19 protein-coding genes are annotated in these 20145 nt (G+C 62.3%); 13 read left to right on the top strand and 6 right to left on the bottom strand.

What is annotated here, in order from left to right; translation table 11 throughout:
* Positions 1-129 precede the first annotated feature (129 nt).
* The 6 genes from ACESMT_RS06465 to ACESMT_RS06440 all read left to right on the top strand — a co-directional run bounded on the left by ACESMT_RS06465 (position 130) and on the right by ACESMT_RS06440 (position 7650).
* Complete coding sequence (locus ACESMT_RS06465; RefSeq protein WP_372825749.1) at positions 130-2091, top strand: PhoX family phosphatase; 1962 nt, start codon at positions 130-132, stop codon at positions 2089-2091.
* An 84-nt stretch (positions 2092-2175) separates the two neighbouring features.
* Positions 2176-3039, top strand: a complete 864-nt coding sequence (locus ACESMT_RS06460; protein ID WP_372825748.1) for a GNAT family N-acetyltransferase — start codon at positions 2176-2178, stop codon at positions 3037-3039.
* Positions 3039-3902, top strand: a complete 864-nt coding sequence (locus ACESMT_RS06455; RefSeq protein WP_372825747.1) for a UDP-2,3-diacylglucosamine diphosphatase — start codon at positions 3039-3041, stop codon at positions 3900-3902. The genes ACESMT_RS06460 and ACESMT_RS06455 overlap by 1 nt, the downstream gene beginning before the upstream one ends.
* Entirely contained in the window at positions 3899-4975 is a 1077-nt protein-coding gene (locus ACESMT_RS06450) for a glycosyltransferase family 4 protein (RefSeq protein WP_372825746.1), read from the top strand. The genes ACESMT_RS06455 and ACESMT_RS06450 overlap by 4 nt, the downstream gene beginning before the upstream one ends.
* A gap of 93 nt (positions 4976-5068) precedes the next feature.
* The gene (gene ppk1 / locus ACESMT_RS06445; RefSeq protein WP_372825745.1) at positions 5069-7177 is read left to right on the top strand and encodes a polyphosphate kinase 1; all 2109 of its coding nucleotides are present in this window, start codon (positions 5069-5071) and stop codon (positions 7175-7177) included.
* A complete protein-coding gene (locus tag ACESMT_RS06440; protein ID WP_372825744.1) occupies positions 7177-7650 on the top strand; it encodes a histidine phosphatase family protein in 474 nt (157 codons plus the stop codon). The genes ppk1 and ACESMT_RS06440 overlap by 1 nt, the downstream gene beginning before the upstream one ends.
* Before the next feature lie 20 nt (positions 7651-7670).
* Here the strand turns inward: ACESMT_RS06440 and ACESMT_RS06435 are convergent, their stop codons facing one another.
* The 4 genes from ACESMT_RS06435 to ACESMT_RS06420 all read right to left on the bottom strand — a co-directional run bounded on the left by ACESMT_RS06435 (position 7671) and on the right by ACESMT_RS06420 (position 11510).
* The gene (locus tag ACESMT_RS06435; protein ID WP_372825743.1) at positions 7671-8063 is read right to left on the bottom strand and encodes a hypothetical protein; all 393 of its coding nucleotides are present in this window, start codon (positions 8061-8063) and stop codon (positions 7671-7673) included.
* Between the two features lie 83 nt (positions 8064-8146).
* Positions 8147-9643: an exopolyphosphatase gene (gene ppx / locus ACESMT_RS06430; protein WP_372825742.1), complete on the bottom strand. Its 1497-nt coding sequence runs from the start codon at positions 9641-9643 to the stop codon at positions 8147-8149.
* 69 nt (positions 9644-9712) lie between these two features.
* Positions 9713-10861 (bottom strand): ABC transporter substrate-binding protein, encoded by a 1149-nt coding sequence (locus tag ACESMT_RS06425; RefSeq protein ID WP_372825741.1) that lies wholly within the window; start codon positions 10859-10861, stop codon positions 9713-9715.
* 166 nt (positions 10862-11027) lie between these two features.
* Complete coding sequence (locus ACESMT_RS06420; RefSeq protein ID WP_372825740.1) at positions 11028-11510, bottom strand: fasciclin domain-containing protein; 483 nt, start codon at positions 11508-11510, stop codon at positions 11028-11030.
* A gap of 178 nt (positions 11511-11688) precedes the next feature.
* On the opposite strand from ACESMT_RS06420, the gene pstS reads away from it, so the two are divergent.
* From pstS to phoR, 7 genes are all read left to right on the top strand, one after another.
* A complete protein-coding gene (gene pstS / locus ACESMT_RS06415; protein ID WP_372825739.1) occupies positions 11689-12732 on the top strand; it encodes a phosphate ABC transporter substrate-binding protein PstS in 1044 nt (347 codons plus the stop codon).
* Positions 12733-12850: 118 nt separating this feature from the next.
* Positions 12851-13816 carry a phosphate ABC transporter permease PstC gene (gene pstC, locus ACESMT_RS06410; RefSeq protein WP_372825738.1) on the top strand — a complete coding sequence of 322 codons (966 nt, stop codon included), beginning with the start codon at positions 12851-12853 and terminating at the stop codon, positions 13814-13816.
* Positions 13813-14682, top strand: coding sequence for a phosphate ABC transporter permease PstA (gene pstA / locus ACESMT_RS06405; protein WP_372825737.1), 870 nt, complete (start codon positions 13813-13815; stop codon positions 14680-14682). Before pstC ends, pstA begins: the two co-directional genes overlap by 4 nt.
* A gap of 11 nt (positions 14683-14693) precedes the next feature.
* Complete coding sequence (gene pstB, locus ACESMT_RS06400) at positions 14694-15476, top strand: phosphate ABC transporter ATP-binding protein PstB (RefSeq protein WP_372825736.1); 783 nt, start codon at positions 14694-14696, stop codon at positions 15474-15476.
* Positions 15477-15496: 20 nt separating this feature from the next.
* A complete protein-coding gene (phoU, locus tag ACESMT_RS06395; RefSeq protein ID WP_372825735.1) occupies positions 15497-16198 on the top strand; it encodes a phosphate signaling complex protein PhoU in 702 nt (233 codons plus the stop codon).
* Between the two features lie 234 nt (positions 16199-16432).
* Positions 16433-17131 (top strand): phosphate regulon transcriptional regulator PhoB, encoded by a 699-nt coding sequence (phoB, locus tag ACESMT_RS06390; RefSeq protein ID WP_372825734.1) that lies wholly within the window; start codon positions 16433-16435, stop codon positions 17129-17131.
* A gap of 11 nt (positions 17132-17142) precedes the next feature.
* A complete protein-coding gene (phoR, locus tag ACESMT_RS06385; protein WP_372825733.1) occupies positions 17143-18486 on the top strand; it encodes a phosphate regulon sensor histidine kinase PhoR in 1344 nt (447 codons plus the stop codon).
* A gap of 30 nt (positions 18487-18516) precedes the next feature.
* Here phoR and ACESMT_RS06380 read toward each other — a convergent pair whose 3' ends face one another.
* Together ACESMT_RS06380 and ACESMT_RS06375 are read right to left on the bottom strand one after the other, a co-directional pair.
* Complete coding sequence (locus ACESMT_RS06380) at positions 18517-19431, bottom strand: carbon-nitrogen hydrolase family protein (RefSeq protein WP_372825732.1); 915 nt, start codon at positions 19429-19431, stop codon at positions 18517-18519.
* Positions 19428-20102 carry a GNAT family N-acetyltransferase gene (locus tag ACESMT_RS06375; protein WP_372825731.1) on the bottom strand — a complete coding sequence of 225 codons (675 nt, stop codon included), beginning with the start codon at positions 20100-20102 and terminating at the stop codon, positions 19428-19430. The genes ACESMT_RS06380 and ACESMT_RS06375 overlap by 4 nt, the downstream gene beginning before the upstream one ends.
* Between the last annotated feature and the right edge of the window lie 43 nt (positions 20103-20145).

The following is a 20145-nucleotide window of genomic DNA, read 5'->3' as shown; positions in this document are numbered from 1 at the left end:
AGCTCCTGATCTGATAGCGCCCGGCACCTTGCCCCGGATGTCACCAAACAGCCATCAAAGCGACATGACCACGTCACGGCGCACTTCCAGAATCGGTGCATCAGTCAATAACACGATGGGAAGCAATGTATGGGTCAAGGGTTTGGCAAGGCTTACGAGTTTGACGAAGGGGTCAACTCTGCAGGCAATCCGTCGATTCACGACGTAGACAACGAGCGGCGCCATGTGTTGCGCTGCACCACAGCGGCGGTGGCGTTGCTGATGGGTTCGCACACGCTGACCGGTAACGCCGCCACCGTGTCCAAAGGCAAGCCGCTTGGCTTTACCGGCGTGCCGGCGTCCAGTGCCGATGCGCTGGTTGTACCGCCTGAATACGACGCGCAGGTGCTTTACCGCTGGGGCGACGCCACCGGTATTGCCGGTTCTGCTGCACCGGCTTTCAGTGCCGACGCATCCAACAGCTGGCAGGAGCAATTGCTCCAGTCGGGCATGCACCACGATGGCATGGAGTATTTCCCGCTCGACAAAAACCCACGCCACGGGCTGCTGGCCATCAACCACGAGTACACCGACGACGGCCTGCTGCACGGCGACGGCATGAAAACCTGGACGGCGGACAAGGTGCGCAAGTCGCAGGCGGCCCACGGCGTCAGTGTGATCGAGGTTGTAGAGCGCGGCGGCATCTGGCGCGTCATGCCCAACTCGCGTTATGCGCGCCGCATCACGGCGGCCACACCCATGGCCTTCAGCGGCCCGGCCGCGGGCCACGCGCTGGTCAAAACCGCAGCAGACCCGGATGGCATGAAGCCTCTGGGAACTTTGAACAATTGCGCAGCGGGTCAAACCCCCTGGGGCACGTTTTTGACCTGCGAAGAAAACTGGAACGGTTATTTCTCGGCGCCGGACAAGCCCAACCCGGACGAGGCGCGCTACGGCATGCGCGCCAAGGGTTTCGGCTACCGCTGGCACGAGTTTGACGAGCGTTTTGACGTGGTCAAAACCCCTAACGAGCCGCACCGCTTCGGCTGGGTGGTCGAAATCGACCCGCAGGACCCGACACAAACCCCGATCAAGCGCACCGCGCTGGGCCGCATCAAGCACGAAGGCGCGACCACGACCCTGAGCCGCGACGGCCGCGCGGTGGTGTACATGGGTGACGACGAGCGTTTTGAATACATCTACAAGTTTGTCAGCCGCGACAAAGTCAAGCTTGGCGGTTACCGCGCCAACAAAGAGCTGCTGGACCATGGCACCTTGTATGTGGCCCGTTTTGACGAGCAGGGCTATGGCCGCTGGTTGCCGCTGGTGCACGGTGAAGAAGGCTTGAATGCCGCCGCCGGTTTCGCCAGCCAGGCCGACGTGGTCATCAAGTGCCGCCAGGCCGCCGATGTGGCCGGTGCCACCAAGATGGACCGGCCTGAATGGGTGGCCGTGCACCCCAACACCGGTGAGGTGTTTGTAACGCTGACCAACAACAGCAACCGGGGGCAGGGCAGCCAGCCGGGGCGTCTGACCAATGCGGCCAATCCGCGAAATGACAACATCATGGGCCACATCATTCGCTGGCGCGAAGGCAAGGGCAGCCCGGGCGGCAGCGCGAACCGCCTTGATGGCGACGCCAGTGCGACCGAGTTCCGCTGGATGCACTTTGCACTGGCTGGTGACCCGAACGCCGACAAGGCCGAGTACCGGGGCACGATCAAGGGCGACATGTATGGCAGCCCCGACGGTTTGCAGTTTGATGCGGGCGGCATGCTCTGGATACAGACTGACATTTCCACCTCGGCCATGCACAAGGGGGCCTATAAAAACATTGGCAACAACATGATGTTGTGCGCCGACCCGGCCACGGGTGAGACCAAGCGCTTTTTGACCGGCCCGGCGGGCTGCGAGATTACCGGCGTGACTTTCACCCCCGACCGCCGCGCAGTGTTCATCAATATCCAGCACCCGGGAGAGACCGCCAGCGAGCGCGGCGATCCGGCCCAGCCCAAGGCGGTCAGTCACTGGCCGGATGGACCCACCGGCGGCCGACCCCGTTCGGCCACCGTCGTCATCCGCCGCAAGGATGGCGGCACTGTCGGCACCTGATTCGAGAGATTGAAAGCCCCGACCCCGGGGCTTTTTTACAGCGTTCCGGTTTTATTTATTGCGAGTTGACAACAAGGAGTCACCATGAAAGAACTGCCCAACCCCACGTTTGCCCTGTCGCCGGTGGCTCCGCCCCATTTTTCACGGGGGTTACTTCATCAAAGCTCTCATGCAACCCTTCCAGCCGCTGTTCAAAGGCCTGCCCTGGGGAAAATCCAGGTCAGCTGGGCCAGGCACCAGGACGAGGTCCGGCAGGCACAGCGCCTGAGGTACCAGGTCTTCGCCACCGAAATGGGCGCCACGCTGCCCGGCACGGTGCCGGGCCACGACATCGACCTGTTCGACGACTTTTGCGAACACCTGCTGGTGCGTGACGAAGCCAGTCAGGATGTCATAGGCACCTACCGCGTGCTGACACCGACTCAGGCCAGGCGTGCTGGCAGTACCTACAGCGACACCGAGTTCGATCTCACGCGACTGCGCTTCCTGCGCCCGCGCATGGTCGAGCTGGGCCGCAGCTGTGTGCATGCCGACCACCGCCACGGCGGCGTGATCCTGGCACTGTGGGGCGCGTTGGCCGAGTTCATGGCACGTAACCAGCTTGACACGATGATTGGCTGCGCCAGCATCCCCATGCAGCACAGTGGCCATCCCGAACACGGCAGCGGTCATGCGGCGGCCAGCATCTGGCGCCAAGTCCGGCAGACCCACCTTGCAGCGATCGAGTATCACGTCACACCACGTCTGCCGCTGCCGGTTGATCGCCTCGACGACTCGCTGGACGTCGAGCCACCGGCGCTGATCAGGGGTTACCTGCGACTGGGCGCCAAGGTGCTGGGCGCACCAGCCTGGGACCCGGACTTCAACTCGGCCGACCTGCCCATGATGATGCGCATCGCCGATTTGCCGCCGCGCTACCGCAAGCACTTTTCCGGCACGGGGGACTGATGCGCACGCTGTTTGACAAACTCGGCCCGCTGAACCACGGGTTCACGCCGGATGACGGTGACGACCAGGATGACCTCGCGGTGCGCAAGCGTTACCGCTGCATTTTCATCTCTGACCTGCACCTCGGAACGCCCGGCTGCCAGGCCGCTGCGCTGCTGGACTTTTTGAAGGCCCACCCCAGCGATTACCTCTACCTGGTGGGTGACATCGTTGATGGTTGGCAGTTGCGGCGCAAGTGGTACTGGCCGCAGTCGCACAACGATGTGGTGCAAAAGCTGCTCAAGCGTGCCCGCAAGGGCTGCCATGTCATCTATGTGCCCGGAAATCACGATGAGTTTGCGCGTGAATTTATAGGCCACCAGTTCGGCGGCATCGAGGTGGTCGAGGACGCCGTCCACACCACCGCCGACGGGCGCCAGTTGTGGGTGGTGCATGGCGATTATTTCGATGCGGTTGTGCAGTGCGCCAGGTGGCTGGCCTATGTGGGCGACAACCTGTATGAATTCACGCTCAAACTCAACCGCTACCTCAACGGGCTGCGTGCCCGCATTGGCCTGCCGTACTGGTCGCTGTCGGCCTACCTCAAGCAAAAGGTCAAAAGCGCACTGAACTACGTGACCGACTTCGAAGTGGCTGTGGCCAGCGAAGCGCGCCGCCGCGGCCACCAGGGCGTGGTCTGTGGCCACATTCACCGTGCCGAGATGCGCGATATCAACGGCACGCTGTATTGCAACGACGGCGACTGGGTAGAAAGCCGCACCGCACTGGTAGAGCATTACGACGGCACGCTGGAATTGCTGCACTGGGCACCGGCCCATGAAACCCAGGGCCGTGGCCACGTCGCGGCTACGGCGGTCGCATGAAGATTGCGCTGATCACCGACGCCTGGCAGCCGCAGGTCAACGGCGTGGTGACTACGCTGGTGGAGCTGGTGCATGAGCTGCAAAAGCTCGGCCACCAGGTCGAGGTGATCCACCCCGGCCTGTTCAAAACGCGCCCCTGCCCGGGTTACGCCGGCATCGACCTGACGATTCGCCCCCGCGTGCTGCTGGGTCAAAAACTCGACGCCCTCCAGCCAGACGCCATTCATGTGGCGACCGAAGGCCCGCTGGGCTGGGCGGCGCGCGGCTATTGCATCAAGCACGGCCTGCGCTTCACCACGGCGTTTCACACCAAGTTTCCGGAAATCCTCAACGCCGCCCTGAAAATCCCGTTGTCCTGGGGTTACGCGCTGTTTCGCCACTTTCACAGGGCCTCATCGGGCGTGATGGTGCCGACCAACGGCGTGCTGCGCATGCTGCAGGAGCGAGGCTTTCGCCAACTGCGCAGCTGGACCCACGGTGTGGACACGCGCCTGTTTGCTTTCCAGCCGCAGCCGCGCCTGTACCCGCCGCTGGGCACGCTGGTGCGGCCGGTGTCGTTGTTTGTGGGCCGGGTATCCTATGAAAAGAATATCGATGCCTTCCTCAAACTCGACATCCCCGGCACCAAACTGATCTGCGGGGTCGGACCGCTGGAAGCGTCGCTGAAAGAGCGCTACCCGCAGGTGCGCTGGCTGGGCGTCTTGCCCAGGTCCGAGTTGTCCAGGGTTTATGCGGCGGCCGATGTGTTTGTTTTTCCCAGCAAATCCGAGACTTTCGGGCTGGTGATGCTCGAAGCCATGGCCAGCGGCACGCCGGTGGCCGCTTACCCGGTGGACGGGCCGTTGGAGGTGCTGGGAACGCAGGACGGGCGCTCGCACGGCGGCGTCATGCATGCCGATCTGAAACAGGCTTGTTACGCGGCGCTGGCGGTACCGCGGCACGAGGCGCGCGCCAGGTCGCTTGATTTCAGCTGGGCGCATGCGGCTCGTGTGTTCGAGGGGCACCTGGTCGCGGTCCGGCAGACTGATGAAAAACTGGTTTCAATCGACGCCCTGACGGGATCAGGGCTTTAGCGCGACTTTGCCACGCTTTTGTCACACGCCTGTCATGTAATGTGTTAACACTGCCAACAAGTCAATTTGATTACAAAAAACCACCCAGACCGCATGCTCTCTTCCGTTTTTGCATCCCCGACCACGCCTGACGCGACTGTTTCGCTTCAGTTCCTGGACCGTGACCACAGCATTCTTGCCTTCAATGAGCGGGTGCTGGACTGTGCCAAACGCGCGGACGTGCCGCTGCTGGAACGGCTGCGCTTCCTGTGCATTGTTTCTTCCAATCTCGACGAGTTTTTTGAAGTTCGCGCCGCGCTTCACTTGACTGCTGCGCAGGCCAGAGAGCAAAAGGGCGCGTATACCGAGGCGTCTTTCGAGGCGCTGGCCGAGGCCGCTCACGACATGGTGGCGCGCCAGTACGCGCTGTACAACGACGAGTTGATGCCCCTGTTCGACAAACAGGGCATCAAAATTGTCTCGCATGGCGACCGCAACGCCGCGCAAAGGCAATGGGTTCAGGCCTATTTCGAGCGCGAGGTCAGGCCGCTGCTGATTCCCGTCGGGCTGGACCCCTCGCACCCTTTCCCCCAGGTGGCCAACAAGTCGCTCAACTTCATCGTCCGACTTGGCGGGCGTGACGCCTTTGGCCGCGAAAACGACATTGCCATCGTCAAGGTGCCGCGGGTGCTGCCGCGCCTGATCCGCATGCCAGCCAAGGTCTCGGGCGGACACACCTGTTTCGTGTCGCTGTCCAGCGTGATCCGGGCGCACTTGAACGAGCTTTTTCCCGGCCGCGAGGTTGGCCAGTTTTCGCAGTTCCGCGTTACGCGTCACTCCGATCTCGCGGTGGACGAGGACGACGTCAGGAATCTGCGTACTGCGCTGCGCCTGGGCCTGGAGCAACGCCACTATGGACAGGCGGTACGGCTGGAAGTGTCGGCGGGCTGCTCGAAGCACCTGTCCGACTTCCTGCTCGGCCAGTTCAATCTGCCGGAAGCCTCGCTGTACCGTGTGCATGGCCCGGTCAACCTGGTGCGCCTGACCCAGCTGGTGGACCTGGTGAACGACCCACGCCTTCTTTTTCCGGCCTACAAGGGCTGTTATCCGACGCAGCTGGTGCCCGGCGAGTCCTTTTTTGAACGGCTCAAACGCGGCGATGTCTCCATCCACCAGCCTTTCGAGAGCTTTGACGGCGTACTCGACTTCCTGCGCGAGGCGGTCAACGACCCGCAGGTGCTGGCGATCCGCCAGACCATCTACCGCACCGGCACTGACTCCGAAATGATGGTGCTGCTGCGCGAGGCCGTGCGGCGCGGCAAGGAAGTCATGGTGGTGCTCGAACTCAAGGCGCGTTTTGACGAGGAAGCCAATATCAACTGGGCCGAGATGCTCGAATCCATTGGCGCGCAGGTGGTGTACGGCGTGGTCGGCCTGAAGACCCACGCCAAGATGCTGCTGGTGACGCGGCGTGAAGGCCAGTACCTCCGGCGCTACGCGCACCTGTCTACCGGAAACTACAACCCAAAGACGGCCCGCCTGTACACCGACTTGAGTTACCTTACTGCCGATCCTGCGCTGACGGCTGATATTGACAACGTGTTTGTGCACCTGGCCGGCCAGAGCAAGCTGCCCAAGCTCAACCGCCTCTGGGTGGCGCCGTTTCAGTTGCACAAAAAGCTGATCGAAAAAATCGACGCGCTCGGTGATGCCGCGGCAGTTGGCAAGGATGCGCGCATTGTCGCGAAGATGAATGCGCTGACCGACGAGGCGTTGATGCTGGCGCTGGTCCGGGCCGGGCAGCGCGGCGTGAAAATCGACCTGGTGGTGCGCGGCGCCTGCATGTTGCCGGCGCAGGTGCCGGGCCTGACCGACAACATCCGCGTGCGCTCCATCATTGGCCGTTTCCTGGAGCACTCTCGCGTTTTTTACTTCCGGTGTGCCGGGGACGAGGCGCTCTACCTGTCCAGCGCCGACTGGATGAACCGCAACATGCTCCGGCGGGTCGAGCTGGCCTGGTCGGTGACAGACCCGCTGCTTCGCCAGCGCATCATCGATGAATGCCTGGTTCCCTACCTGCACGATGGCCGGGACGCCTGGGACCTGCAGTCCGATGGCACTTACCAGCGTGTCCACCCGTCGAACGCGGGCGGCGGGCATGGCGCCCAGGCGGCGCTGATGGCGCGTTATGCAGCCCGCAACAGCGGCGCGGGCAGGCCGTGATGGACCTGATTCTCTGGCGCCATGCAGAGGCCGAAGAGTGGCAGTCCGATGACGGTCATGCGGTCAGCGACCTCGAACGCTCCCTGACTCCGCGCGGCGAAAAGCAGGCGGCCCGCATGGCCGGGTGGCTGGACCGGCAGTTGCCGGAGCGTACCCGCATCCTGGTGAGCCCTGCACGCCGCTGCGAGCAGACGGCGATGGCGCTGGGGCGCAAGTACAAGCTACGCGCCGAGCTCGGCCCTGATGCGCCGCCTTCGCAACTGCTGGAGCTGGCCCAGTGGCCTGCCAACAAGCTGCCCATCCTGATCATCGGACACCAACCCACGCTGGGCCAGACCATCGCCCAGCTGCTGGCGCTGAAGGAAGGTGAATGTCCGGTGAAAAAAGGCGCGCTTTGGTGGCTGCGCTACCGCGACCGCGAAGCCGGCGCACAGACCGTGGTGGTCACGGTGCAGTCGCCTGAACTGCTTTAGGGACTGGCGGGATCTGCCTCTCAGGCGGCAGGACGGCCGGTCTTGATGGCCGGCACATTGGCCAGCGCCGTCAGGAACGCTGCGTCAGGCATGGCGGCCAGCGCCTTGATGCCGGCCCGCAGCAATTCACTTTTTTTCACCGGGCGGGTCAAAGTGCCAGCGCGCTGCTTGAGCTGGTCCAGCACCAGATACTCGGCCTTGGGAATAGTGAAGCTGTCGCGAACCAGCTTTGGCTTCTTGGCCTTGGCCGGCTTTTCCGCCTTGGGCGCAGCCGGTTTTGCGGCAGGTTTTGCGGCTTTTCTGATAATGGGCCGTGCGGGAGCCGCTGGCGCGGTGGTCTTTTTCAGCGGCACTTTTTTTGCGGCGCTGCCGGCCTGCTTGCGGGATGTCGGGGGGTTTTTCGCAGTTGCCATGATTTGCTTTCTTGCTGATTAAACGGTTTATACAGTTTATATCGTTTAATCGGCCAGGGTCAAGCCTGTGCCTGCCCGCCATCTCAGGGGCTGGCGACAATCAAGGTCCAGGGGGTTTTCTCCCAGGCCAACACTTCTTCGCGCAGCAGGTGCGCGGATTGCGGGTAGGCGGCGGCCCAGCCGGTGCGGCAGCTCACTACAAAGCGGTGCTTGTCCAGCGTGCCTTCCATTTGCATGCCCTTGAGATCGGGATCACGGCGCGCATGGCACAGGATCACCGCGAGTCGCAGGCACAGCAGCTGTTGCGCAAACACCGGGTCTTCGAAGTCGGCGTCGAGCTTGCGCAGCTTGCCCCGGTGGCCCAGCACCAGCAGGCTCAGCCGGTGCAGCTCTGGCTGCGCAAATCCCGGCGCATCGGCGTTGTCCAGAATGTAGGCCCCATGTTTGTGATAGTCGCTGTGCGAGATATGGCTGCCGATTTCATGCAGTTGGGCCGCCCAGTCGAGCTTGCGCTGCAAACGCAGCAGCTCTGGCGCCGGCAGCACATGGCCGGCTTGCCGGAGCAGCGTGCTGGCCGTCTTGCTGACACGCTCGGCCTGCGCGCTGTCCACGTCAAACTTGCGGGCCAGGCGGGCAACCGTGGTGGAGCGCAGATCGGTGGTGTCACCCTCGCGATCAAGCAGGTCGTACAGCACGCCGTGGCGCAAGGCACCTTGCGCGACCTGCATCTGCGTGATGCCAAGCAGCTCAAAAACAGCCCGCAACACGCTGATGCCGCCGCCAATCACGGCGCGCCGGTCGTCCTTCATGCCTTCCAGTTTCAGGCGGTCCGCGCTTTGCGCCTTGAACAACCGGTCCAGTAGCCAGTCCAGGCCTTCGCGCGTGATCAGGCCCTGCGGCCAGCCGCCGGCGCTCAGCACATCGGCTACTGCGCCGACCGTGCCAGACGAGCCGTAGGCGACATCCCAGCTCTCCAGGCGGTACAGAGTGATGGCTTCGTCAAGCACCGCCTTGGCGGCTACCTCAGCCGCGGCAAAAGCGCGCGGGGTGAACTGGCCGTCGGCAAAGTACTTCATGGACCAGGCCACGCTGCCAACCCGGTAGGACTCCATCACCAGCGCATCAAGGCCCTTGCCGAGGATCAATTCCGTGGAGCGTCCGCCGATGTCGATCACCAGGCGTCGTTCTTCGGACTGCGGCAGCATGTGGGCCACGCCCTGGTAGATCAGGCGCGCTTCCTCACGGCCAGAGACCACGTCGATGGGAAAGCCCAGCACCTGGTGGGCGCGCAGCAGGAACTCGTCGCGGTTGCGGGCTTCCCGCAACGTCTGTGTGGCGACGGCACGCACCTCGCCCTTTTTGAAGCCGGCCAGGCGCTCGCCGAAACGCGCCAGGCAGTCCCAACCACGCTGCATGGCTTCCGGTGTGAGGTTGCGGTCGCCGTCCAGGCCGTTGCCCTGACGCACGGTTTCCTTGAGGTATTCGGTGCGATGAATCCGGGCGTGGTCGAGACGGCCTATTTCAAGGCGAAAGCTGTTGGACCCAAGGTCCACCGCAGCGAGGCGGGTTCCATTTTGCATGTGGGGGCGGTGAGCGGGTGGTTGCGGGCGAAGCCAGCATAGCATTCGCGCAAAACCCGCATGGCTGTTCTATCCGATCAGGCGTCCGTCGGCGGTAATCATGCTTTGCGTGACGTAGGTGTTGCTGCGCCGCTGCGGGTTGAAGCGAACCAGAAAGCCGCCGATGTCCACCTTGGAGCGGCGCTGGAAGGCCGTGAGCACGCTCTGGCGCGTCGGAGTGCCTTCGACCTCGGCCAGTACAGCCATGGTGTAACGCGCGGCGATGTAGCCTGCCAGGCTCAGCGAGGTCGGCGGCTCGTCAAACAGCCGGGCGAGGGTTTCGCGGTAGGCGCGTACCACCGGCAGGCTGGCATTGACCAGCGGTACGGGTTGCGTGGCAATCACCGGTGTATTGCGGGCGGCACCCATTTGCTGCATGGTCTGCAGGTTGACATCGGCCAGCGCCACGATGTAACGCTGGCGCGCCTGCTTCTCCAGTCCCTGCGTGAACTCCGCCAGTTCGGGCGTGCCGCCGACAAACAGCAGCACGGCCGGCGTGCGTGGCGTCAGTTGCTGCCCCATGACGCGCAGATTGTCGGCGCCGCGAAACGATTCCAGCTTGAGTTTCATGCCATTGGCAATACGTTCGACTTCGCCTTGGTACGCGGCATGGTCCTGCGCGGTCGCATACACCGCGCCCAATTCGCTCATGCCCATCACTGACAGCGTTTTGAGGGCATAGGCAATCTGCTCCTGGCGCGCGGCAAAAATCGGAAAAGTCTGCTCGTCGATGTCCAGGCTGGAGTTTTGCAGCCACGGGGCGGCGTGAGCAATGCCAACGCCGTCTTTCTGCAGCTGTGTCACGACCAGGTCGGCCATCTGGTCGCCCACGCTGCCCGAGAGCACCACGCAAGTCGGGTTGTCGCGCACGGTAGCCAGTGCCTTTTGCACGCTGGCTGGCGTGCCATCGGTTTCCAGCGATACATGCTCAACGCGCCGCCCGCGGACGCCGCCGCGTGAGTTGATTTCCTGCCAGGCTGCGCGGGAGCCGATCAGGAAATCCTTGGAGACATCCTGCTGGCCCAGCGAATAGTCCACGAGTTGCGCAACCATTACGCTGCGGGAGGCGCTACCAGCACGGCCCGGTTGCGTCAGAGCGGGCAGGGCGACGCTGGCCGCCAGCAAGGCCGTCCCCTGCAAGAGCTGGCGGCGGGTGGGCGGGGTGCGGGTTGAAGGCATGATTCTTCCATGGCGTGGCCTGAACGGTTCCACCGGTTGTTGGGGTTACTATCAAATTAGTAGCTGCCTGGGACCGCTGGATAGGGGCCAGAGGCATAAAAGGCTTGAAACATGCGCCAGAAGCAGAACGCGCAGGCCGCTGACCCGCGTGTGCGCTTTTTTGCTGTTATTTTTTCGCCGGGGGAATCATCACGCGATCCACGGTGTGAACCACGCCATTCGACGCCGCAATATTGGCGGTTTGCACCATGGCGTCTTCCACGGTGACAAAGTCGCCGGCCCTGGCCAATGCCACATTGGCGCCGTTGATGGTTTTCATCGGGCCTGCCTTGATGTCAGAGGACGCCAATTTACCGGGAACGACGTGGTAGGTCAGAACGTTCTTGAGCATGGCCGGGTCTTTGGCCAGCGCATCCATGGTTTTTTGGGGGACTGCCTTGAAGGCCTCGTTGGTTGGTGCAAACACCGTGAACGGGCCAGTGCCCTGCAGGGTGGGGGTCAGGCCAGCCTTGACGACCAGGCCATGGAGGGTGCTCAGGGCGGGGTTGGCTGCGAGCGTGTCGGCCACGGTTTTGGGGGCTGACATGCTGGCACAGGCCGAGACAAGAGCCACGGTTGCTGCGGCAAGCAGGGTACGACGAAGAAACATTTTCTCACTCCTTGGTTGATGGACAGCCGTGAGCGTAGTCAGCTTGTATGACAACGGCGTGACGCAGAGGGTCGGTCATGACAAATGCCCGCGTTTGTTTTTGTCATGCCACTGTCACACAAGCTTCATACAGTCCATTCATCTGTCCACTTTCCTTTAACTCTCAAGAGGTATACGAATGAAGCTGAACTTCAAAGCAACGATGGCTGGCATGGTGGCCCTGGCGGCACTGTCCGTGACTTCCCTGGCCAGCGCCCAGGACGTGACCGGCGCCGGCGCCTCCTTCCCCGCGCCGATTTACGCCAAGTGGGCCGATGCCTACAACAAGGCCACCGGCGTGCGCATCAATTACCAGTCGGTTGGCTCTGGTGCCGGCATGCGCCAGATCCGCGGTAAAACCGTGGACTTTGGCGCTTCCGACGCGCCACTGGCCGACGCCGAACTGGCCAAGGACAGCTTGGTGCAGTTCCCCACCGTGATTGGTGGTGTGGTGCCCGTGGTCAACATCAAGGGCATTGCCGCCGGTCAGATCAAAATGACTGGTGCATTGCTGGGCGACATCTACCTGGGCAAGATCACCAAATGGAATGACCTGGCCATCACCGCGCTGAACCCGGGCGTGCCGCTGCCGGATGCCGCCATCGCCGTGGTGCGTCGTGCCGATGGTTCCGGCACTACCTTCCTGTTCACCAACTACCTGTCCAAAGTCAATCCTGAGTGGAAGGCCAAAGTGGGTGAAGGCACAGCGGTGAATTGGCCGACTGGCGCCGGTGGCAAGGGCAATGAAGGCGTGTCCGCGTTTGTGCAGCGCCTGCCCAACTCCATCGGTTATGTTGAGTACGCCTACGCCAAGCAGAACAAGCAGTCCCATGTGTCCATGCGCAATGCTTCCGGCACCTATGTGCAGCCCAGCGACACGGCCTTCAAGGCCGCAGCGGCTGGCGCGGACTGGGCCAAGTCCTTCTACCAGGTGCTGACCGAGCAGCCTGGCAAGGATTCCTGGCCCATCACGGGCGCCACGTTCATCATGATGCACACCAAGCAGGACAAGCCGGCGCAGGCCACACAGTCGCTCAAGTTCTTCGACTGGGTCTACGCCAACGGCGACAAGATGGCCGACGAGCTGGGCTACGTGCCCATGCCTGACTCGGTCAAAAACGTGATCCGCCAGTCTTGGAGCAAGATCACCGACGGCGCTGGCAAAGCAGTCGCCACCAAGTAATCCATCCCCTGTTCAAGGCGAAGCGGCGCACGCCGTTTCGCCTTTTCTGTGTCCGCACGAGGAGTTCCACTTGGCAGCTACACTTCCTGCAAGTTCATACAGCAGCAGAGAGACAACCATGTCCGTCCCGCCGACCCCCACACAGCGACGGTCCAGCCGCACAGCGGACATGATTTTCGAGTGGGCGGCCCGGCTGGCCGCCATCGCGACCCTGCTGCTGCTGGCCGCCATCATCCTGTCGCTGGTCATGGGCGCCTGGCCAGCGATCAGGGAATACGGCCTGAGTTTCCTCTGGACGTCCGAATGGGACCCGGTACAGAACAAATACGGCGGGCTGGTGATGATTTACGGCACGCTGATGACCTCGTTGGTGGCGCTGGTGATCGCCGTACCCGTGAGTTTTGGCATTGCCCTGTTTTTGACCGAACTCTCGCCGCGCTGGCTCCGGCGCCCTCTTGGGGTAGCCATCGAGCTGCTCGCCGCCGTGCCATCGATCGTTTACGGCATGTGGGGCTTGCTGGTGTTCGGTCCCGTCCTCGTCAAATATGTCCAGGTGCCGCTGCAGACCGCGTTTGGCGACGTGCCTTACCTGGGCGCGCTGTTTTCAGGACCGCCGGTGGGCATCGGTATTCTGGCGGCCGGCATCATCCTGGCCATCATGATCATTCCCTTCATTGCGTCGGTGATGCGGGACGTGTTCGAGGTCACGCCACCCATGCTCAAGGAGTCGGCCTATGCGCTGGGCGCCACGACCTGGGAAGTGGTGTTCAAAATCGTGTTGCCCTACACCAAGGCTGGCGTGATAGGCGGCATCATGCTCGGCCTGGGCCGGGCACTGGGCGAAACCATGGCGGTGACTTTTGTCATCGGCAATTTCAACCAGCTCGACTCGTTGTCGCTGTTTCAGGCGGCCAACAGCATCACCTCGGCGCTGGCCAATGAGTTTGCCGAGGCCAGCGAGGGCCTGCACCAGGCGGCCCTGATCTACCTCGGGTTGGTGCTGTTTTTCATCACCTTTGTGGTATTGACGCTGTCCAAGCTGCTGCTGTCCCGGCTGCAAAAACGCGAAGGAGCCCGCACATGACAGCTCTCACCGGCACGCAACAGGCCCGCATGGCCAAGTTCCGAGGTCGCAAGCTGCTCAATGCAATGGCGCTCACGCTGTCCATGGCGGCCATGGCTTTTGGCCTGTTCTGGCTGATGTGGATTCTGTTTGAGACTTTCCGTCTCGGGCTGGGCGGGCTGAGTCTGGCCCTGTTCACCGAAATGACGCCTCCGCCGAACGCAGAAACGGGCGGATTGGCCAATGCCATCTTCGGTTCGCTCACCATGGTGCTGCTGGCGACCGCGCTGGGGACGCCGATCGGCGTGCTGGCCGGCATTTATCTCGCCGAATATGGTGCGCACACCCGCCTGGGCAAGCTCACTGGTTTTGTGAACGACATCCTGCTGTCGGCACCGTCCATCGTTGTGGGCCTGTTTGTTTATGCCTTGATTGTTGCCCAGGTCAAAAGCTTTTCAGGCTGGGCCGGTGTGGTTGCCCTGGCGCTGCTGATCATTCCCGTGGTCATCCGGACCACGGACAACATGCTCAGGCTGGTGCCCAACGCGCTGCGCGAAGCCGCCTATGCGCTGGGCAGCCCCAAGTGGAAAGTCATCATGGGCATCACGCTGCGTGCCGCGCAGGCCGGTGTCGTGACCGGCGTGTTGCTGGCGGTGGCCCGTGTGGCTGGCGAAACTGCGCCGCTGCTATTTACCGCGCTGTCCAACCAGTTCTGGACCAGCGACCTGAGCCAGCCAATGGCCAGCCTGCCGGTGACGATATTCAAGTTCGCCATGAGCCCGTTCGAGAACTGGCAGAAGCTGGCCTGGGCCGGCGTGCTGCTGATCACGCTGGGTGTGCTGGCGCTGAACATCCTGGCGCGCGTACTGTTCAGAAATAAAAACTGAGGAATTTCCAAATGCAAACATCCACTGTGGCGAGCAGCGAATCGATCAAGATGTCGGTGCGCGACCTGAACTTTTACTACGGCAAATTCCACGCGATCAAGAACGTCAACCTGGACATTCCCGAGAAAAAGGTCACGGCCTTTATCGGCCCCTCGGGCTGCGGCAAGTCCACCTTGCTGCGCACCTTCAACCGCATGTACGAGCTTTACCCCGATCAGCGCGCCGAGGGCCAGGTCATGATGGGGGGCGAGAACATGATCACATCGAAAGAAGACGTCTCGCTGATCCGCGCGCGCATCGGCATGGTGTTCCAGAAGCCGACGCCGTTTCCCATGTCGATTTACGACAACATCGCTTATGGCGTGAAGCTGTTCGAAAGCCTGAGTGCCAGCGACATGGATGAGCGTGTCGAATGGGCGCTGGGCAAGGCTGCACTGTGGAACGAGGTCAAGGACAAGCTCAACCAGAACGGTGCCAGCCTGTCCGGCGGCCAGCAGCAGCGCCTGTGTATCGCGCGCGGCATCGCGATCAAGCCGGAAGTGCTGCTGCTTGACGAGCCCTGCTCGGCGCTCGATCCGCTGTCCACCGCCAAGATCGAGGAGCTGATCGCCGAGCTCAAGACGGACTACACGGTGGTGATCGTGACCCACAACATGCAGCAGGCCGCGCGCTGCAGCGACTACACCGCCTACATGTACCTGGGCGACCTGATCGAGTTTGGTGCTACCGAAGACCTTTTTTTCAAGCCCAAACGCAGGGAAACCGAAGACTACATCACCGGCCGTTTCGGCTGATCAGGAACCAGGAGAACACCATGCCCGAAAAACATTTATCCACCCAGTTTGACAGCGAGCTCAACGGCGTGTCCTCACGCGTGATGGAGCTGGGTGGCCTGGTCGAGTCACAAATCCGCTTGGCCATCCATGCGTTGTCGCAGTTCAATGCCGAGACCGCCAATCAGGTGATCGAGACCGAAGCCCGTGTCAATGCGATGGAAGTCGACATTGACCGCGACCTGTCGTCCATCATCGCGCGGCGTCAGCCAACCGCGCGCGACCTGCGCCTGCTGATCGCCATCTCCAAAACCACGGCCAACCTCGAACGAGCCGGTGACGAAGCGGAAAAAATAGCACGCATGGTCAAGTCAATCATTCAAAGCGGGGCCTCACGCGCCTTGCCCGCATCAGAGCTGACCGTTGCTGCCGAACTGGCCTCGGGCCTGCTGCGCAAGGCGCTGGACGCCTTTGCGCGCCTGGACACGGCGGTGGCGGTATCCATCCTCAAAGAAGACGACCTGATCGACAAGGAGTTTGACGGCTTTGTGCGCAAACTCATCACCTACATGATGGAGGACCCGCGCACCATCTCTCCCAGCCTGGACCTGCTGTTTGTTGCCAAAGCCATCGAGCGGGTCGGTGACCATGCCAAAAACATCGCCGAATTCATCATCTATATCGTCAAGGGTGCCGATGTGCGTCATACGCCGATGGAGCAGATTGAGTCGGCGGTGAAATGAGCCCCCACGGTCGCTCACTGCGTGTAGCTCCCTGCACCTTGCAGGCCGCCGCTCGCCAGAGGCTTCGCTTCTGGCGCCTGTCCAAACCTGCACAGGCAGGTTCGGAGCCGCAGGCACCAGCCCCGAGGGGGCCGCGACGCCTGCGGGCCGGCGAAGCCGGACCTGCGGCCCCCGCTTGTGCAGGAAAGATCCTGCACGGTCGCTCTTCCGTTCTCTCAAGAGAGTAGTTCCGTTATGAAACATCAGCCACGCATATTGATCGTCGAAGACGAACCGGCGATTGCCGAGTTGATCGCGGTCAACCTGACGCATGGCGGGTTTACTCCGGTGATCGCTGGGGATAGCGTGGCCGCGCAGCGCGAACTCGATGCGGTCCTGCCCGACGCGATCTTGCTGGACTGGATGCTGCCGGGTCAAAGCGGTCTGGCGCTGGCACGCCACCTGCGGAAGGATGCGCGCACCAAGGCCATCCCCATCCTGATGCTGACCGCAAGAGGCGATGAGCCGGACAAGGTAGCCGGGCTGGACGCTGGTGCCGATGACTACATCACCAAGCCATTTTCGACGCAGGAACTGCTGGCACGTATCCGGGCCGTGCTGCGCCGGCGCGCGCCGGAATCGGTCAACGACTGCGTGACCGTTGGCGAGCTGATGCTCGATGCCGGGACGCACCGTATTTTTTATCAGGGCTTGGAGCTCAAGCTCGGGCCTACCGAGTTCAAGCTGCTGCACTACCTGATGAAACATGCCGAACGCGTACACAGCCGCGGCACCCTGCTTGACAAGGTATGGGGCGACCATGTGTTCATCGAGGAGCGTACTGTCGATGTCCACGTCAAGCGTCTGAGAGAGGCGCTGGGCGCTGCGGGTGCCATGGTTGAAACGGTTCGCGGTGCGGGCTACCGGCTGACGTCGCTCGCACCCGCTGTGTGACCATCCCGGGCATGATCAATCGCTGGATAACGTTTGCAGGCTGTTTGCTGTCTGGCTGGGTTGCAGGTTGGTGGCTGGCCGGCAGGGAGGGTATGGTGTCTGGCTTGCTGCTGGCTGGTTTTGCCTGGCTGCTGCTTGACACGTTCCAGGTCGCCCGGCTTCTGGCCTGGCTGCGAAGCGAACAAAACGCCGGGGTGGCCGGCGCGACCTCCGGCCTCTCGCCAGCTACCGGTGGCGTCTGGGGCGACATGGCCGACCGGATCCGCCGGCTGTTGAAAAACCGGGACCGCCAGTATCAGGAAAGCCAGTCCCGCCTGAATGAATTTTTATCCGCCATGCAGGCTTCACCCAATGGCGTGGTGCTGCTGGACGCTCAAGGGCGGATCGAATGGTGCAACCAGACGGCGGCTCAGCACTTCGGGTTTGACGCCACCCGCGACGTGATGCAGCATATTGCCAACTTGGTGCGCGACCCTGCTTTCACGGCCTACCTGACCTCGGGCGACTATGCCGGTGACGTGACCATCCCTGGCGGCCAATCGACGCCGGCGCGCCCCGTGAAGCTGTCGGTCCATCTGCACGCCTACGGAAACGAGCGCCGTTTGCTGCTGTCGCGCGACATCACGGCGCTGGAACTGGCTGAAGCCATGCGCCGCGATTTTGTGGCCAATGTGTCGCACGAGATTCGCACCCCGCTCACCGTGCTCTCGGGCTTCATCGAAACCCTGCAAACCCTGCCACTGCAGGAGCCTGAGCGCACCCGCTATCTTGGCCTGATGGCCCAGCAGTCCCTGCGCATGCAGACCCTGGTCAACGATCTGCTCACCCTGTCTCGCCTGGAGGGTGGCCCGCTGCCCGACACGGCTGGGTGGGTCAGCACCGCTGCCTTGCTGGCGCAATGTGAGCAGGAGGCGCGTGCCTTGTCAGCCCTTTTGGCGCCAGACGGTCACCGCCTGGAGTTTGATCCGGGGCCGTCTTGCGAAATCGCGGGAGCCCACAACGAGCTGCTCAGCGCCATGTCCAACCTGGTCAGCAACGCCGTGCGTTATACGCCGGCGGGCGGGATGGTACGTGTCAGCTGGACGCTGCTGCCCGACGGGCGGGGTAGATTTCAGGTGCAGGACAGCGGGCCGGGCATCGCGGCGGAACACATTCCACGCCTGACGGAGCGTTTTTACCGCATTGACCGCAGCCGATCACGCGAAACCGGTGGGACCGGCCTGGGGCTGGCGATTGTCAAACACGTGACGCAGCGCCACGGCGCAGAACTGCACATTGAAAGCCAGCCTGGGCAAGGTTCGCGCTTTTCCATCGTTTTTCCGGCGACCCGGTTGCGCCAGCTGCAGGCCACCTGAGGCTGCCTGCAACGTCGGCTTCATGCAAGCTCAGACCGTAGTCACCATCTCCACATCGTTGTCATAAACATCGACGCGTTTGTCGTACAGCGGAATGGTCGTGCCGTTGACGCGGTTCATGACCAGCTTGCCGAGGTCCACGTCGGCAATCACGATCTGTTCCATGTTGGGCACACCTTCGGCAGCGATGCCGTCGCGCGCAAAGGGAAAGTCCGACGGTGTGATGATGGCCGCCTGGCCATAGTGCAGACCCAGGCCTTCGACAGGGAGGTTGCCCACGGTTCCGGTGACGGCAACGTAGACCTGGTTTTCAATGGCGCGCGCATGGCAGCAGTAGCGTACCCGCAGGAAGCCCTGGCGGTCGTCGGTGCATGAGGGGACAAATATGATGTCGGCGCCCATTTCGCAGACCTTGCGGCTGAGTTCTGGAAACTCGATGTCGTAGCAGATCAGGATCGCGATCCGTCCGTGTGGCGTGTCGAAGACTCGCAGGTGGTGACCTGGGTCGCCTTTCCATTTTTCCTTCTCCCAGCGGGTCAGGTGAATCTTGTCCTGGGTGAAAACCTTGCCTTCAGGCGTGAAAAGATAGGCCGTGTTGAGAAGCTGGCCGTCGCGTATGGTCGGGTGGCTGCCGCCGATGACATGCACTTTCCACTGGGCGGCGAGTTCCTTGAACAGTTCGATGTAACGCGTGGTGTAGTCGTTCATGTTGCGCACGGCCTGATGCAGGTCGCTGGTGTCCATGAAAGACAGCAATTGTGTGGTGAAAATTTCGGGTAGCAACACAAACTGGGGTTTGTAGTCGCCAGCGGCTTTCATCACAAAGCGCACCTGGTTTTCAAACCCGTTCCAGTCATGGATGGAGCGCAGCAGGTACTGCACCGCCGCGATACGCACCGAGATCGGCTTGGGTTCGTGAACGTTCGGCTTTGGGGGTGTCGTCATGGCGTCTTCTCCTTGGTAGCGGCTAGCGCCAGTTGCAGACCGGTGGGCCGGGAGGCGTCGTAGTGCGGATTGAGCCAGACGATCAGAGAGGCGTAGCCTTTTGACTCATGGTCATCGGCAATGTAGTTTTTTATGATGCCACAAAACCTGAACCCTTCCTTCAGCTGGAAGCTCAGTACCGGGTCGGTGATGTCGCCCCACAGCACCTTGCGGGCGTAGAGATCCACCGACATCTGGTCAGCCACCAGGTGGTAGCCCGGCAACCGGCCACAGGCGATAACGCGCCGCAGGTTCAAAGCCACGCAGGAACGTCGCCTGGCCTCGTACAGCGCGTGGCCAAGCCGTTTGCCGCGCAACAGCGGCGCGACAAAGACCTCGGCGCCGTACAGGGTGTAGCCGTCCACATCATGCGTGTCAAAAGTGCCTTTGGCCGTGATTTCGTCCCAGGTGTGGGGTTCTGACCATTCGTCCCACTGGATGACCAGCGAGCTGGCGCAGCCGACGAGGCGGTCATCGTAGAAGGCGACAAACTGGCCCTCGGGAAACAGTTCAATCTGGTTTGCAACGCGGTCGTGCCGCCAGGAGGGAATATTCGGGTAGACCTCGCGCTGCAGACGCACCAGCGCCTCAATGTCGTTCAAGGTGGTATTTCTAACGATGAGTTTGGCCATAGGGATATCGGGATGTCGGGGTGTCAGGGGGATAGGGCGCGTC

It is taken from the genome of Polaromonas sp., assembly GCF_041689105.1.
In the GTDB taxonomy this organism is placed as follows: Bacteria; Pseudomonadota; Gammaproteobacteria; order Burkholderiales; family Burkholderiaceae_C; genus Polaromonas.
Note: the sequence above shows the minus strand (reverse complement) of the source record. Positions and strands in the feature narration are given on the sequence as shown.